This is a genomic window from Frondihabitans peucedani (genome assembly GCF_039537585.1).
GTDB lineage: Bacteria > Actinomycetota > Actinomycetes > Actinomycetales > Microbacteriaceae > Frondihabitans > Frondihabitans peucedani.
In genome coordinates, this window is record NZ_BAABAU010000004.1 from 485,073 (window position 1) to 500,023 (window position 14,951).

Here is a 14,951-nt window from a genome sequence, read left to right on the forward strand (position 1 = left end):
AGGTTTCGGCGGGGCTCCGGAGGCCCGCCAACTGCTACCACCACCTGCCCATCCGCGCGGCGCAGGATCCACCCCACCCTGGACGCCAGAAGTCGGCGGGTGCTCGCAGGTTTCGGCGGGGCTCCGGAGACCCGCCCACTGCTACTACCACCCGCCCATCCGCGCGGCGCAGGATCCAGCCCACCCCGCACACCAGATGTCGGCCGGTGCTCGCAGGCTTCGGCGGGCCCCCGGAGGCCCGCCCACGGCTACTACCACCGGCCCACCCGCGCGACCAGCAGTCGCGAACCCGAGCTAGGCAAAGAGCGACAGCGGCGCCGCACCCGACGACACCACACCACCCCGCAGGGCGCCCTCCAGCCGGAGCAGGTACTCCTTGCGCTCGACACCTCCGCCGAAGCCCGTCATCGCGCCGCTGGCTCCGATGACGCGGTGGCACGGCACCACGATGCTGAGCGGGTTGCGGCCGTTGGCGAGGCCCACGGCGCGCACGGCCTTCGGGTTGCCGAGCCCCGCGGCGATCTCGCCGTAGGTGCGGGTCTGCCCGAACGGGATCGCGCGCAGCTGCTGCCAGACGGCGAGCTGGAAGGCGGTGCCGACCGGGGCGAGCGGCAGGTCGAACGCCTCGCGGTCGCCGGCGAAGTACTCGTCGAGCTGGCGGGTGACCTGGCCGAAGACCCGTCGGGCCCCCGATCCTGCGAGCCGCTCGGCGAAGGTCTCGACCCCGGGCGCGTGCCGGTGCTCGACCATGTAGAGGGCGCGGAGGGCCGAGGTGTCGTCGTCGGCGACGAGGGTGAGATCGCCGATGGGCGACTCGATGACGGTGTAGCTCATGGGCGTGCTCCTGAGTCGGGGGCGACGGGCAGCACCACGTCGCCGTCGGGGATCGAGTTGACCGCGTGCGGGCTCTCGGCCCAGAGGTACTGCACGGCGTAGGCGCGCCACGGCGACCACGCGCCGGTCACCCGCTCGAGCGCCGGGTGCGTCGACGGGAGCCCGAGGGCGCCTGCCGCCTTGAGGACCCCGAGGTCGCTGCCGACGAAGGCGTCGGGATCGCCGAGGGCGCGCATGGCGATGGTCTCGACGGTCCACGGGCCGATGCCGGGCAGAGCCAGCAGCGAACGGCGCACGTCGGCCCAGTCGGCTCCGGCGTCGAGCCGGACGGTGTCGTCGGCGAGCGCGGTCGCCATGGTGAGCACCGTGCGGCGCCGGGAGGCGGGCATGCGCAGGATCTCGTCGAGCCGGGTCGAGCCGGGAGCCGCACCGGGCAGCACGGCCGGCTCCGACGCGGCGGCGACCACGGCCTCGGCGGTCGGGAACAGGTGCGTCAGGCCGCCGTCGGGGTCGACGACCGGTTCGCCGAGCGCCGCGACGAGCCGCGCGGCGTGGGTGCGCGCCGCCGCCGTGGAGACCTGCTGCCCGAGGACGGCACGGAGGGCGAACGCTGCAGGATCGAGGATCCGGGGCACGCGCCGCCCGGGGGCCCGCTCGATCAGCGGCCGGAGGTGCTCGTCGCGACCGAGGCCCTCGCCGACGGCCACGGGGTCGGCGTCGAGGTCGAGCAGGCGCCGGACCCTGCTGACCGCGGCGGAGAGGTCGCGGACGTCGGTGAGCCGCAGGGTGACGGGGAACGCCGAGCCGACGGGCCGCCGCACGGCGACGATCCCCCAGCCGCGCGGGAGGGCCAGGGTGGCGCGGTAGGCGCCGTCGCGGAACTCCTCGACGCCGGGGACGCCCGTCGCGATGAGGTGGCCGAGCAGGTTGGAGGGCTCGAGCGGCTGGCGGAAGGCGAGGCGGAGCGAGATGACTCCGGAGCGGGGGACGCCGCCGTCGCGGGGGTCGCCGCTCGATCCTGCGCTCGCCCTCAGCTCGCTCGGCGACGCCGCGTAGGTGGCCCGGATCACATCGTTGAAGGCGCGGATCGACGAGAATCCGGCGGCGTACGCGACGTCGCTCATCGGCATCGCCGTGGCCTCGATCAGGGTGCGGGCCGACTGGGCGCGCTGCACCTGGGCCAGAGCGAGCGGGCCGGCACCGAGCTCGTCGCACAGGAGGCGCTCGACCTGGCGGACGCTGTAGCCGAGGGTGGCGGCGAGGCTCGGCACGCCCTCGCGGTCGACCACGCCGTCGCCGATGAGGCGCATCGCCCGGGCCACCGTGTCGGAGCGGACGTTCCACTCGGGCGAGCCCGGCGTCGCGTCGGGCCGGCACCGCTTGCAGGCCCGGAAGCCCGCCGCCTGAGCCGAGGCCGCCGACCGGTGGAAGACCATGTTCTCTTCGCGCGGAGTGCGGGCCGGGCAGCTAGGCCGGCAGTAGATGCCGGTCGACAGGACGGCCGTGTAGAAGATGCCGTCGAAGCGCGCGTCGCGGCTCCTGACCGCCCCGCGGCACTGCGTCTCGTCGAGCTCCATGGGTCCATCCTCACATCGACCCCCGACAGGCACTAGCGAGAAAGCGACATCGCAGTGGGGCGGCTCAAAGGAGCGTCAGGCCCACTCGACGAGACGGTCGAGCACCTCCGGAAGCAGCCGCAGGATCGAGATGTGGCCGGCGTCGGGGCGCTCCCAGAACTCCGAGCCGGGCACGTGGTCGTGCAGCCAGATGCCGTGCGAGGCCGGCACCACGCGGTCGAGGCCGCCCTGGGCGACGATCGCGGGGGCGGTGACTCGGCCGAGGTCGAACCCCCACGGCGCGACGAAGGCGACGTCGTCGTCGATCAGGCCGCGGGATCCTGCTGCCCCTGCCCTGCCGGAGTCCTCCCCGAGCGACGCCCACTCCTCCCGGAGGGTGTCGTAGTCGACGGGCAGGAAGCACTCGGGGTCGAAGTCGTCGACCTTCGCGAACTCCTCGCGGGCCTCCGGGCTCACGAGGGCGGCGCGGAGGGCGCTCGGCGCCTGCATGCCGGCGAACCAGTCGTACTCGTCGGTGAACGGGGCGATCCCGGCGAGGGTCGCGACGCCCGTGACCCGGTCGGGCAGGAGGGCGGCGCAGGCGAGGGCGTGCGGGCCGCCGCCGGACGCACCGACGCTGAAGAAGTGGCGGATGCCGAGCGCGTCGACGATCGCCTCGACGTCGGGGGCCGCGGAGGCGACGTTCCGGCGGAGGTTCGCGGTCGAGCCGCCGTAGCCAGGGCGGCCGTACGAGACGAGCCGGAGCCCCCGTGCGGCGCAGGCCTCGAGCACGGGTGTGAGCAGCGCGCCCGTCTGCGGCGACCCGGTGTGCCAGACGACGGTGCCGGCCCCCGCGGGCAGCTCGCCGCTGTCGTGGACCCGCAGGATCCGTCCGTCGGCCGTCACCACGTCGTGCGTCTCGCTCATGCGGGGAGCGTACCGCCCGGAGTGGCGGACACCCTCTGTTTCGCCGTGTGAGGATGTCCGCTGGTCGATGCCCATCAGGCGGTCTGACTGAGTCGCTGGGTGCCTCATTCACGGTAAGGACTGGGACGACGGGCAGGCCGCGTCGTTCGTATCCCGAGAGAGTCTGGGCCGACTTGACTGAAGGCTACGCCTCGCATCGCCTCACGGATAGACCACTCGGCCCTCTGGGCGCTAGCGGTCAGGCTGCGGAGGCTTCTCCCCCGTCCAGGATCGGAGGGCGCCGACCATCTCCTCGTCGCTCGACCAGGTGAACGCCGACACGACCATGCGCTGCGGCGACGGCGCCAGCACGTACGGCCCGGTGAGCGGAAGGAGCGTCACCGTCCGGAGCCCCCTCCGCCACGCGCCCACGAGCGCGGGGAGCACGCCGGGCCGGATGTCGAGGTCGGTGCGACGGCAGGCGCTGTCGACCCAGTCGACGTATCCGCTCGAGTCGAGCCACTCCTGCATGCGGTCGCTCCAGGGTACGGGGAGGGCGTCCTGAGCCGCCTGCCAGGCAGCGAAGTACGCGTCGAGCCCTCGTCCTTCGATGTCGAAGTCGTCGAGATCGTCGAGATGCTCCAGCCGCAGGGCCCAGGCGGCGTCCCACTCCGCGGACAGGCCGGAAGGAGGGTCGCCCGGAGTCCCGCCGAGGGGCGGAGGATCGCTCGTGAGACCCGTGGGAACGGCCGCGCCCGCCCGCAGGCCCCGGACGGCTCTCGAGAACAGCAGCGCGAGCAGTTCCGGGTCGCGATCCTCGATCATGATGGTCATGCCTTCCGGCCAGCCGCCTGTGCTTCCTGATCCGATCATGAGGACACGATATCTCACACCCGACATGTCGGTGCCACCTGCCAGAGCGTCCCTGATCGAGCGTCCCACCGGTCGCCGCTGCACGACGTGACGGCACCTACAACGACCGGGCACGCCAGGCTGCGGTCGCACTGCCGAGTCGCACAACGGGTGTGGCGCTCCGGCGCCGCGTCTCTAGGCTGACGCTCGGCCGGGTGAGCGCCCGCGCCGGACGAACGACGAAGGAGTCCCGCCGATGAGCGACGAGAGCGCAGGATCGACCCCCGCCCGCACGAAGACCGTCACCTGGAGTGATCCTGCGATCTCGGCGGAGGCTGCCCGCAGCATGTCGGGGCTCGACTTCATGCACGCGCTGGTCGACGGGACGCTGCCGCCGCCGCCGATCCTGGCGCTCATGAACCTCGAGGCCGCTACGGCCGAGACCGGCGAGGTGACGTTCTACTGCACGCCCGACGAGTCGCACTACAACCCGATCGGGACGGTCCACGGCGGCTTCGTGTGCACGGTGCTCGACTCCGTCCTGGGCTGCGCGGTCCAGACGACACTGCCGGCCGGGACCGGCTACACGTCGCTCGAGATCAAGGTCAACTACCTCCGGCCGCTCTCCACGTCGAGCGGAAGGCTGACAGCGATCGGACGCGTCACGAAGCCCGGACGTCGGGCGGCCTTCGCGGAGGGCGAGGTCCGCGACGCCGAGGGTCGCCTCGTCGCCACCGCGTCGAGCACGCTGCTCGTCTTCGCCGTCTGACGCGGCCGGTCCTGGCAGGATCGTGGCATGCCCGACGCCGTCCCCACGCCCCGCCCGCGCCTCCTCGTCGTCGACGTCAGCGACCGGGAGCGCGCCGACCCCGCCTACGGGGCCGAGCTCCGCGAGCTGAGCGCGAGCGTGGTCCGGGCGGCGGCCGAGGCCGGCTTCGACGTCGCTCGCACCGCGTCGGACGTCGGGCCGCTGACCGGAGCCACGGACGACGCCGACGTCATCGTGCTGACCGGGGGCGAGGACGTCGATCCTGCGCTCTACGGCGGCGCAGCCGACTACCCGGGCCGCGAGGAGCTGTTCACCGACGCCGACCAAGCGCAGGCCGCCCTCGTTCGCGATGCCGTGGAGTCGGGCACCCCGCTGATCGGCATCTGCCGCGGCATGCAGCTGATCAACGTGGCGCTCGGCGGCGACCTCGTGCAGCACCTCCACGACGGCGGACACGTGCCCGAGGGGGCCGGGATGCTCGCGCACGAGGTCGCGATCGAGCCTGACAGCCGCCTTGCCGCGAGCCTCGATGCGACCCGGATCACCGTACAGAGCTCTCACCACCAGGCCGTCGACCGGCCGGGCCGCGGGCTCCGGGTCGTCGCTCGCGCCGACGACGGCACGGTCGAGGCGGTCGAGCACGAGACGGCGCCGCTGTGGGCGGTGCAGTGGCACCCGGAAGCCGCAGGATCCCGCGGCAGCGTCCTCGCCGACCTGCTCCGCGCGGCCGCCGATGCCGTGGCCCCCGCCTCGGCGGGTCAGCCTGCGAGCGTGGTGCGGGGGTATTCGCCGAAGCGGGCGACGTAGGCCGACGAGAAGCGGCCGAGGTTGCCGAAGCCCCACTGGCGGGCGACCTCGGAGACCCGCGCCGACGCGGGCGTCGCCGACAGGAGATCCTGCCGGACCCGGTCGAGGCGGACATCGCGGAGGTACGTCGTCGGGCTGGAGCCGAGGTTGTCGCTCATCACCTGCTGGAGGGTCCGGACGCTCATGTCCGCAGCTCCGGCGATGTCGGCGGCGGTGAGCTGCTGGTCGGCGTGCTCGTGGACGAACTCGACCGCGAGGCGGAGCCGCCTCGTCCGCTCGGTCCGGACGGCATCGGGGACGTCGACCGCGCGCCACGGGAACAGATCGAGGACCGCCCGCACCAGCGCGGCCTGAGCGGAGCGCCGTTCGACGGGCGGCGTCGCCGGGTTGACGATCACCGGCGTGACGTCGCCGAGGGTGGCGCGCCAGTCGACCAGCTGGTCGTCCGTGGGCACCGCCGTGTGGTCGAAGACGATGCGCTGCGGGTGCCGGCCGTGGCGCTCGGCGGCGATCCGCTCGAAGAACGACGCCTCCATGACGACGATGCCGTGGCGGTGGGGAGTCATGGAGAAGGAGTACGAGGTCTCGTTCGGGAGGAGGAACGGACGCGCGCCAACGCTGGTGAACTGCCCGAGCGGGTGGTCGACCGTGACCGAGCCCGACCGGAACCAGGTGAGGACGTAGTCGCGCGACCACGGGATGACACCCTGGATGTGCCCGAGGAATGACCCGGTCTGCAGGCTCATGCTCTCGTCGCCGGCGGCCGCGAAGCGGAACGCGAACGTCTCCGGCCCCGCCTTGGCGCGGAACTGCCGGCCGTCGTACACGGCCTCGAGACGCGCCCGCGCCTCCTCCATGTCGTCGGTGGTCCACTCTGCTCGCGCGAAGCCGGCCGCGACCGCGACATCATCAGCGACGGGTCTGCCGAGCTCTCTGTCGAGGTCGGCGTAGGAGGTACTGGTCACGCTGTCTCTTCTCTCTCCCCCCTCTATCGTGGCGCACGCCGCGGCGTGCACGGAACAGGTCGGTCAGACCGAGGCCGTCTCCTGGGCGCGGAGCTGGAACCAGCCGATGAGCTGGCGGAGAGCGACGCCTGTGCCGGTGGAGTCGGTCGGCGCCTTGAACGTCTCGCGGAATCCGGGGATGGACGACACCAGGGAGTCGTCGACGGGCTCGAAGCCCATCGTCCACTGGGGGAACTGGCGCTTCGCGGGCTGGTCCTCGAGCAGGATCGCGACGTTGCGGTGCCTGGGGTCGGCGCCGATGACGGCCATGCGCTCCCGCACCGACTCCTCCGGACCCTCGAGGAACTGGAAGAAGCGCCCGGCCTTGTAGAGGAGAAACCCGGTGATGTGAGCCCGGCGGTTCTGCGCACGGCTGCGGACGAGCAGCTCGGCCAGTTCGGCGTCGGTCATCGGATCGGTCGCGGTGCTGATGTAGGCCAGCGAAAGCATGGTGTTCCTCGTCTCGTTCGTCCCCCCGCCCCCGGGTGCGAAGTCGTTGACACACTATCGGTCGGCATAACGGGGGACAAAAGAGCCGATGACCCCCAGTTCGGGGGCCACCGACGCGCGTGATCCTGAGCGAAGGTCGGTTTTTACCGGCGCAGGATCGGCCCGTGACCGGGCAGGAGCGTCCGCCCCGACCACTCCCGATCGAGCTCGTGAAAGAGCGCCAGGGCGGCCGGCCTGTCGTGGTGGAACATCGGGTGCAGCGACTGCGGACCCCGGACCGTCGACACCGCGTGGCCGGTCACGAGAGCGTCGCCGGTCGCGACAGCGCCGGCGTCGAGGAGCTCGTAGACGGTGTGGCCCGGCGTGTGACCCGGCGTCACTCGGACCCGGACCGGGTGCCCGCTGAGGTCGAGCTCCTGCCCGTCGGCGAGCCCGACCGGATCGGCGACCGCGACGTCGGTCAGCCCGCCGGCGCGGATGGCGTGGCGCAGCCAGCGGGCGAACCGGGGCTTGACGAGATGCGGCAGGATCGCGCCCGCGGTCACCTGGTGTGTGACGTCGCGGCGGATGTTCGGGAGCTCGGCCTCCGACGACACGACCCGCGCTCCGGGGTGGTCGCCGAGGAGCTCGCGGATGCCGCCCGTGTGGTCGGAGTGCCCGTGGGTCACGGCGATCGTCGAGAGCGGGAGCCCGTCGGCCACCTGGCGGAGGCTGCCGCGCACCAGATCGATGTCGCCCGGGTACCCCGCGTCGATCAGGCTGGCCGTGCCGTCGCCGGTCAGGACGACCCAGTTCGAGGCCGGCCCCTCGACGAAGTGGATGCCGGGTGCGACGAGATCGATCGTGACGGCGACGTGAGCGGGCACGGCGGCCTCCTCGGAACGGGGCCCTGACGCCCGGAGAACGGTTGTCGTCTCAGCGTAGCGACCGCGACTTCAGAGCATGGATCCGAGGGCCGGCGCCGCAGATGCTGCGGCATGCTTCGCTGCGGCGGCCTGCAGCTCCTTGGCGTAGGACTCGATCGTCGAACCGTAGCCCCCGGCCAGAGCCTCGGCCTCGATCTTGGCGAGCTCCGCCGTCCTGTGCGTGCGGTCCAGGCCCCGGAGTGACTTCAGGTCCTCCTTCAGAGCCGCCGGCTCCGACTTCGACACCGCCTTCGCCCTGCTGGCGATCTCCTCGATGTCGGATCCGTAGCCTCCCGCGAGCGCTCTCGTCTCGATCGACTCGACGGCCTGTCGGCGGTCGGCCCCCTTCTTGCCCCTGAGCGCCTTCAGGTCCGCCGTGAGCGTCGCCGGCAGCTTGCCCACCAGGTGACGGAGCCCAGCGGGGCGCAGAGAACGGAACGGCAGGACGAGAGTCGCCTTCGCCGCGTGCGGAGTCGGCGCGGCGGTCGACGGAACGGCGGAGGACGGCGTGGTCGTCGCAGCGTCGGCGGCGGTTATCCCGACGAGCGATGCTCCGGCGACGAGAGCGCAGCTCGTGGCAGCCACGGTGATGGTACGGGCGGTGATCGAGAGGGGGCGGAACGGGCTCATGAGTCCTCCTGTGCGGTGGTGCGCCGTCGGTCGGCGTCGAGAACATCGTGCGAGGCCTCTGTCCGTGCACCGTCAAGCGCGTGTTCGGATCGTGTAAGGCCTCCGCAGCCGTGACGGGCGTCCGCTTGAATGGGGTCATGAGCGACAGCCGCGGTCTCGTCGTCATCGTCGAGGACGAGCCGGCGATCGTCGATGTCGAGCGCATCTACCTGGTGGACGCGGGGTTCACTGTCCACGTCTCCCGAGACGCCGAGACGGGGCTCGACTCCATCCGACGCCTCCGACCGGTCGCCGCGATCATCGACGTCGGCCTTCCCGGGATGAGCGGCATCGACCTGTGCCGAACCCTGCGGGACGCCGACGACTGGACGCCGATCGTGTTCGTCACCGCTCGCGACTCGGAGGTCGACCGGATCCTGGGACTCGAGCTCGGCGCGGACGACTACCTGACCAAGCCCTTCTCCGCCCGCGAGCTCGCATCCCGCGTCAAGGGACTCGTCCGTCGAAGCGCCCTCGCCGGCCGGTCGTCGACGCTCGAGTCGGGCGAGCTGCGCCTGGACCAGCGCGAACGCCGGGTGACCGTCGGCGGCGCCCCGGTCGAGTTGACCGCGACCGAGTTCGACCTGCTTGCCCATCTGCTGGCGAGCCCCGGCCAGGTGTTCGACCGGAGCCAGCTGCTCTCCGCGGTCTGGGGCGTGGCCGACTACCGCGGCAGCCGCACCGTCGACGTGCACATCGCCCAGCTCCGGTCGAAGCTCGGCGAGGCATTCCGGCTCCGGACGGTGAGGGGCGTGGGCTACGCGCTCGACGGCTCTCCGGCAGGCCGCTGACGTGGCGCGTCGTCGTTCGTCACTCGCATCCAGGATCGTGCTCGCCACGGTCAGCGTCGCTCTCCTGGCCGCAGTCGCGACCGGAGTGGTCGCCTTCCAGCTGGTACGCCAGGTCGCGGTCGCACAGACGCGCGAGGTGCTCCGGTCGACGATCCAGGTCGTGGCGGCGGCTCCGGCGGGCGATCGCGCCGCTCTCGTGCGGAACCTCGACCGCGACCGTGTCCGCGGCATCCGAGTCGTGCTCGTCCGCCCCGGCGGCCGACTCACTCCCGCCTCCGGCGGCGGCGTTCCGTCGTCCGCGTTCACGCGCCTCGAACGGACCGGGTCGGTGTCCGAGCGCGTCACCGCCCGCGGTCGCACCCTGCTCGTCGAGGGTGCGACCATCTCGGGTTCGCAGGCGGTCGTCGCGACGCAGGACTTCTCCCTCGTCAGAGCGGCCAATCGCCGACTCGTCGAGCGTCTCGCCGTCGCGGTCGCGCTCGGTGTCCTCGTGGCCGTGGCCGTCGGGATCCTGGTCGCCCGACTCGTCTCGCGTCCGCTGCGGCGGGCGGCCGCGTCGGCGCGCGAGCTCGCCGGCGGCCGGCGCGGCCTGACGGCCGCCCGCCGAGCAGCAGGAGACGACGAGACCAGGATCGCGGAGGTCGCAGACATCGAGCAGGCGCTCGCCTCGCTCGACACTGCGCTGGCCTCCTCGGAGGGCCGGCAGCACGAGTTCCTCCTGTCGATCTCGCATGAGATCCGGACGCCGCTGACTGCGATCCGGGGCTACGCCGACGCACTGGCCGACGGCCTCGTGCCCCAGGCTGCACTCCCAACGATCGGCCGCACGCTGGTAGCCGAGACAGGACGTCTCGAGGCATTCACCCGCGACCTGCTCGAACTCGCGCGCCTCGAGGCCGACGACTTCGCGATCCGGCCCGAGCCGCTCGATCTGGTGTCGGTGGTCGTCTCGGCCGCCGAGGCCTGGCGGGCCCGCGCCGACGCGCTCGATGTCCGCATCGACGTTCACGCGCCGATGCCGGTTCCCGTCTCCACCGATCCGATGCGAGTCCGTCAGCTCGTCGACGGCCTCCTCGAGAACGCTCTCCGCGCGTCACCGACGGGTTCCGTCGTCTCCGTCGATGTCACGTCGGTGAAGGATGCTCCTGAGCCGGATCCCGCAGGCGAGGGCGCGCAGATCACGGTCAGCGACCAGGGACCGGGTCTCACCGCCGACGACACGGTCGACGCCTTCGAGCGCGGTGTCCTGCACGACCGCTACCTCGGCGGTCGGAAGGTCGGCACGGGGCTCGGGCTCTCCATCGCCGCGCGGCTCGTCGCTCGTCTCGGCGGGACTATCAGCGCGGGGAGAGCCGACGACGGCGGCGCTCTCTTCACGGTGCGCCTGCCCGGATACCGCTCCGGTCTCGAACACGACCGAGTCGCCCGCTGACGGCCTGGGAGACGACTCAGGGACGACCCTCGCGCAGCCGCTCGGCCGCCGTCGTCGCGGCAGCCACCATCCGGTTCAGGAACGCCTCGACGGCGGCGAGATCCTGAGCCGGCGTCTCGTGGAGGGTGGCGCCGATCTCCGCGACCGAGGTCTCGGTGAATGCCCGGGCGCGCTGCTTGGCGGCCTCCGTGGGACGCAGGGTCACCCGACGGCGGTCGGCGTGCTCGCGACTGCGCTCGAGGAGGCCGGCCGACTCGAGGCGATTCACCAGGACGGCGACCGATCCCGAGGTCATCCCGATGCGCTGCCCCAGCCGACCCGGAGAGAGGGGCTCTCCGTCCGAGTCCGCCCAGAGCACCTGCCCGAGCGCCTGAGCGTCCGTGGTCGGGAGATCCATCCACTCGGCCATGTGCTGATTCAGCTCCGCGAAGGCCACGGACCACCCCCGCAGCGCCTCCATCACCCCGACCTCGGACCTCTCCCACGAGGCTTCGAACACGTCCGCCATCATTTACCTTTACTCTGTAGTAACTGTAATCTGTAGTTTATTCACCGAGGAGAGCCATGTCGAACCGAACAGCAGTCATCTCAGGAGCCAGTATCGCGGGCCTGTCCACCGCCTGGTGGCTCAGCCGGACGGGCTGGGAGGTCACCGTCATCGAGCGGGCCGCCCAGTTCCGTGACGGCGGTCAGAACGTCGACATCCGCGGCGTCGCCCGCGACGTCCTCCGGAGGATGGACCTCTTCGAGGCCGTCGCCGCTCGGAACACCACCGAGACCGGCACCGTCCTGGTCGACGCTCAGGGTGCCGTGACCGTCGAGCTCCCCTCGGACGGCGCCGGCGGAGCGACGGCCGAGCTCGAGATCCTGCGGGGCGACCTCGCCCGGACCCTGCTCGACCACCTCCCCGACGACGTCCACTTCGTCTACGGCGACTCGATCGCCGAGGTCGTCGACACCAGCGACGGCGTCGCCGTCCGGACCGCCGGGGGCCTCGACCTCCAGGCCGACCTGCTCGTCGTCGCCGAGGGCGTCCGATCGAGGACCCGGTCGCTCGTGTTCCGCGAAGACGAGGTCGACGTGCGCGACCTGGACGTGACGATGGTCTTCGGGACCATCCCGCGGACACCTGGCGACGACGACCGGTGGCGGTGGCACAACGCCGTCCGGGGCCGCCAGATCCACCTCCGCCCGGACCCGTACGGGACGATCCGCGCGATCCTGGCCTACTCCCCCGGCGACGACGTCCTCGAGGCCGGCCGCGAGCAGATGCTCGCGCTGGTGCGGGCGCGCTACGCCGACGCCGGCTGGGAGGCTCCGCGCATCCTCGACGCGTTCGAGACGTCGCCCGACGTGTACGTCGACCAGCTGCAGCAGATCCGGATGACCACGTGGCACCGCGGACACGTGGTGATGGCAGGCGACGCCGCGTGGTGCGTCACGCCGATGGGAGGCGGGGGTGCGTCCCTAGCGCTGACCGCCGGATACGTCCTCGCCGCCGAGCTGGCCGGATCCGACGAGACCGAGATGGCCCTGGCGGCCTTCGAGGCGTGGATGAGGCCGCTCGTCGAGGACGTGCAGGATCTGCCCCGCGGTCTCAAGGCCTTCGCCTACCCGCAGACCCGGCCCGGCCTCGCGGTCCGCGGAGTCGTCGACCGGCTGATGACCTCGCGCCCGTTCCGGCCCCTGACCGCGAAGCTCACGCAGGTCGCCGAGACAGACCGCGCTCTGCCGGAGATCCGGGCGTTCGGCGGCCGCAGCGGCTAGCGTCTTTCTTCACGGAACAAGGTCGAACGAGGCCGGTCGGGGGACGACATGGACACTGCATCGCCATCAGAGGCAGGCGCCAGAGCGGCAGGCCGGCCGGCGCCGGGCCGGACTGCGCCCGGCCGCCCCGCACCGGGCCGGCAGGCGCCAGGCCGCCCCGCGCCGGCACCGTTCTCGACGGGGAGCGAGCGCACCGTCCGGGTGGAGAGGCTCGTGGGCCGCGCGTTCGCAGCCGCGTGCCTCGTCTTCGGCGCCCAGACGCTCCCGTTCGCCCTCCGCTCCCCGGAGACGATGAACCCGACCTGGGCGTGGACGGTGGGGCTCGTGCTCTACGGAGTGCTCGCGCTCTGCGTGGTCACGGGCGCGCTCGCCCGGTACGTGCGCCCCGCGGCCATCGCCCTCAGCGCCGTGTTCCTCGTGATCGTCGCGACCTGGCCGTTCGCCGCCGTAGACCTGGGCGCGATCCTGCCGACCCAGCCCTGGCCCTGGTACCTCGTCAACGTGGCCACGGGCGCCGCGGCGATCGTTCTGTCGGCCGTCGTCGCCACGGGCTACGCGCTCGTGCTCACGACCGTCTACCTGCTGGTCCGGCTGACCCCTCCCGGCGGCGCCGCCACTGCCGAGGCGGCCGCCCTCGAGAGCGGCTACGCGTTGATCCTCGGGCTCGGGACGGTGCTCCTGATCGCCGTCGTCCGGAGGTCGGCCGCGTCGGTCGACGCGGCGGCGGCTGCGGCCGTCGACAAGTACGCCACCGCGACGAAGGACCACTCGCTGGAGGTCGAGCGCAACGAGGTGGACGCCCTTCTCCACGACAGCGTGATGGCGGCCCTCCTCGCGGGCAGCCGCGCCTTCACACCGACGGAGCGCCGGTACGCGGTCGGCCTCGCGCGGACCTCGCTCGACGTCATCGCCGACACCTCGGGCTCGTCGGGGACCGACAGCGTGCCGCTCACCGAGGTCGGAGCGCGCTTCTCCGCCATGTGCGTCGAGCTGGGCCTCGAGGCGTCGCTGTCGGCGACGGGGGTCGACGGGGCGACCGTGCCCCGAGCGGTCGCCGACGCGTTCTTCGCGGCCGCCCTGCAGGCCCTGATGAACAGCGCGCAGCACGCCGGGACGGACCGCGTCCGCCGCACCGTGACCGCCGCCTGGGACGACGCCCGGCTCACCGTGGTGCTCGCCGACGACGGCGTCGGCTTCGACCCGTCCCGGCCGACGGCACGGCTCGGCATCCAGAAGTCGATCGTCGGCCGTCTCGAGAGCATCGGCGGGACCGCCGCCGTCGACTCGGCGCCCGGGCGGGGCACTGTCGTCACGCTGACCTGGTCCGCGCAGGGCTCAGGACCTGCCGCTCCCGCCGATCCTGCCCCGCGCGGAGTCCGCGCCGAGGGGTGAGAATGGGTGGCTCCCGATTCTCGGAGGGGGCGGGGACGAGGAGATCGTGGAAGACCTGACGGGCGTGCGCGCCCTGGTGACCGGAGGGACCAGCGGCCTGGGTCGCGCGATGGCCGAGGCCCTCGCCGAGGCCGGCGCCGAGGTCGCTGTCACCAGCCGTTCCGCCGAGCGGGCCCGTGCGGCAGCCGAGAGGATCTCGGGCGCCGTCGGCATCGGCATGGACACGCGCGACGAGGAGGCGGTCGCGCAGGGGGTCGACGGACTCCTGGAGGCCTGGGGTCGGATCGACCTCCTGGTGAACAACGCCGGCATCGGCATGCGCACGGTCAACCCCCGCTTCACCACCGAGCCGCAGGGCTTCTGGACCGTCCCCGTCGACGGCTTCCGGGACGTGATCGAGACGAACCTGACGGGCTACTTCCTGGTGGCCCGGGCGGTCACGCCGTCCATGCTCGCCGCCGGCCGCGGCCGCATCGTCAACATCAGCATGAACCACAGCACGATGAACCGGCGCGGCTTCACCCCGTACGGGCCGTCGCGCGCGGGGGCAGAGGCCCTGTCGCGGATCATGGCTGCCGACCTCGCCGACACCCCGGTCCGGGTCAACGTCCTCCTCCCCGGAGGCATCACCGAGACCGGGATGCTCGACGGCGTCGACCTGCCCGCGGGCGCCTCGATACTCCCGGCCTCGGTCATGGCCGCGCCCATCCGCTGGCTCGCCTCGCCCGCAGCCGCCGACGTCCACGACCGGCGCATCGTGGCCTCGGAGTTCGACCCGGAGGCCCCCCGCCGCTGAGTCGAGACGCGACGCGACGCG

General features: G+C 72.5%; 16 protein-coding genes. 7 read left to right on the forward strand and 9 right to left on the reverse strand.

The genetic code is table 11. The annotated features are described in order from the left end of the window. Window positions 1-294: 294 nt before the first annotated feature. From ABD733_RS15715 to ABD733_RS15730, 4 genes are all read right to left on the reverse strand, one after another. Window positions 295-834 (reverse strand): methylated-DNA--[protein]-cysteine S-methyltransferase, encoded by a 540-nt coding sequence (locus tag ABD733_RS15715; RefSeq protein ID WP_344797903.1) that lies wholly within the window; start codon window positions 832-834, stop codon window positions 295-297. Then, complete coding sequence (locus ABD733_RS15720; RefSeq protein WP_344797905.1) at window positions 831-2,411, reverse strand: DNA-3-methyladenine glycosylase 2 family protein; 1,581 nt, start codon at window positions 2,409-2,411, stop codon at window positions 831-833. Before ABD733_RS15720 ends, ABD733_RS15715 begins: the two co-directional genes overlap by 4 nt. A gap of 75 nt (window positions 2,412-2,486) precedes the next feature. Continuing rightward, window positions 2,487-3,317 carry an alpha/beta fold hydrolase gene (locus ABD733_RS15725; RefSeq protein ID WP_344797907.1) on the reverse strand — a complete coding sequence of 277 codons (831 nt, stop codon included), beginning with the start codon at window positions 3,315-3,317 and terminating at the stop codon, window positions 2,487-2,489. Window positions 3,318-3,548: 231 nt separating this feature from the next. Further along, on the reverse strand, window positions 3,549-4,169 hold the full coding sequence (locus tag ABD733_RS15730; RefSeq protein ID WP_344797909.1) for a hypothetical protein: 621 nt from the start codon (window positions 4,167-4,169) through the stop codon (window positions 3,549-3,551). A gap of 235 nt (window positions 4,170-4,404) precedes the next feature. Here ABD733_RS15730 and ABD733_RS15735 point away from each other — a divergent pair, with 235 nt between their 5' ends. Together ABD733_RS15735 and ABD733_RS15740 are read left to right on the forward strand one after the other, a co-directional pair. Next, window positions 4,405-4,917, forward strand: a complete 513-nt coding sequence (locus ABD733_RS15735) for a PaaI family thioesterase (protein ID WP_344797911.1) — start codon at window positions 4,405-4,407, stop codon at window positions 4,915-4,917. Between the two features lie 27 nt (window positions 4,918-4,944). After that, window positions 4,945-5,724, forward strand: coding sequence for a gamma-glutamyl-gamma-aminobutyrate hydrolase family protein (locus ABD733_RS15740; RefSeq protein ID WP_344797913.1), 780 nt, complete (start codon window positions 4,945-4,947; stop codon window positions 5,722-5,724). Here the strand turns inward: ABD733_RS15740 and ABD733_RS15745 are convergent. The 4 genes from ABD733_RS15745 to ABD733_RS15760 all read right to left on the reverse strand — a co-directional run bounded on the left by ABD733_RS15745 (window position 5,676) and on the right by ABD733_RS15760 (window position 8,713). Further along, window positions 5,676-6,689 carry an AraC family transcriptional regulator gene (locus ABD733_RS15745; protein WP_344797915.1) on the reverse strand — a complete coding sequence of 338 codons (1,014 nt, stop codon included), beginning with the start codon at window positions 6,687-6,689 and terminating at the stop codon, window positions 5,676-5,678. The genes ABD733_RS15740 and ABD733_RS15745 overlap by 49 nt on opposite strands. A 63-nt stretch (window positions 6,690-6,752) precedes the next feature. After that, a complete protein-coding gene (locus tag ABD733_RS15750) occupies window positions 6,753-7,178 on the reverse strand; it encodes a BLUF domain-containing protein (protein ID WP_344797917.1) in 426 nt (141 codons plus the stop codon). 143 nt (window positions 7,179-7,321) lie between these two features. Next, window positions 7,322-8,044 (reverse strand): MBL fold metallo-hydrolase, encoded by a 723-nt coding sequence (locus ABD733_RS15755; RefSeq protein WP_344797919.1) that lies wholly within the window; start codon window positions 8,042-8,044, stop codon window positions 7,322-7,324. Window positions 8,045-8,113: 69 nt separating this feature from the next. Next, a complete protein-coding gene (locus ABD733_RS15760; protein ID WP_344797921.1) occupies window positions 8,114-8,713 on the reverse strand; it encodes a hypothetical protein in 600 nt (199 codons plus the stop codon). A gap of 137 nt (window positions 8,714-8,850) precedes the next feature. Here ABD733_RS15760 and ABD733_RS15765 point away from each other — a divergent pair, with 137 nt between their 5' ends. Together ABD733_RS15765 and ABD733_RS15770 are read left to right on the forward strand one after the other, a co-directional pair. Then, window positions 8,851-9,543 carry a response regulator transcription factor gene (locus ABD733_RS15765; RefSeq protein ID WP_344797923.1) on the forward strand — a complete coding sequence of 231 codons (693 nt, stop codon included), beginning with the start codon at window positions 8,851-8,853 and terminating at the stop codon, window positions 9,541-9,543. Between the two features lies 1 nt (window position 9,544). Continuing rightward, complete coding sequence (locus ABD733_RS15770; protein WP_344797925.1) at window positions 9,545-10,975, forward strand: sensor histidine kinase; 1,431 nt, start codon at window positions 9,545-9,547, stop codon at window positions 10,973-10,975. 16 nt (window positions 10,976-10,991) lie between these two features. On the opposite strand, the gene ABD733_RS15775 is transcribed toward ABD733_RS15770, so the two are convergent. Next, complete coding sequence (locus tag ABD733_RS15775; protein ID WP_344798028.1) at window positions 10,992-11,483, reverse strand: MarR family winged helix-turn-helix transcriptional regulator; 492 nt, start codon at window positions 11,481-11,483, stop codon at window positions 10,992-10,994. A gap of 56 nt (window positions 11,484-11,539) precedes the next feature. Between ABD733_RS15775 and ABD733_RS15780 the strand changes: the two genes are divergently transcribed. From ABD733_RS15780 to ABD733_RS15790, 3 genes are all read left to right on the forward strand, one after another. Further along, window positions 11,540-12,742 (forward strand): FAD-dependent monooxygenase, encoded by a 1,203-nt coding sequence (locus tag ABD733_RS15780; protein ID WP_344797927.1) that lies wholly within the window; start codon window positions 11,540-11,542, stop codon window positions 12,740-12,742. 213 nt (window positions 12,743-12,955) lie between these two features. Then, window positions 12,956-14,134, forward strand: coding sequence for an ATP-binding protein (locus tag ABD733_RS15785; protein ID WP_344797929.1), 1,179 nt, complete (start codon window positions 12,956-12,958; stop codon window positions 14,132-14,134). 46 nt (window positions 14,135-14,180) lie between these two features. Further along, a complete protein-coding gene (locus tag ABD733_RS15790; protein WP_344797931.1) occupies window positions 14,181-14,930 on the forward strand; it encodes an SDR family NAD(P)-dependent oxidoreductase in 750 nt (249 codons plus the stop codon). Window positions 14,931-14,951 lie beyond the last annotated feature (21 nt).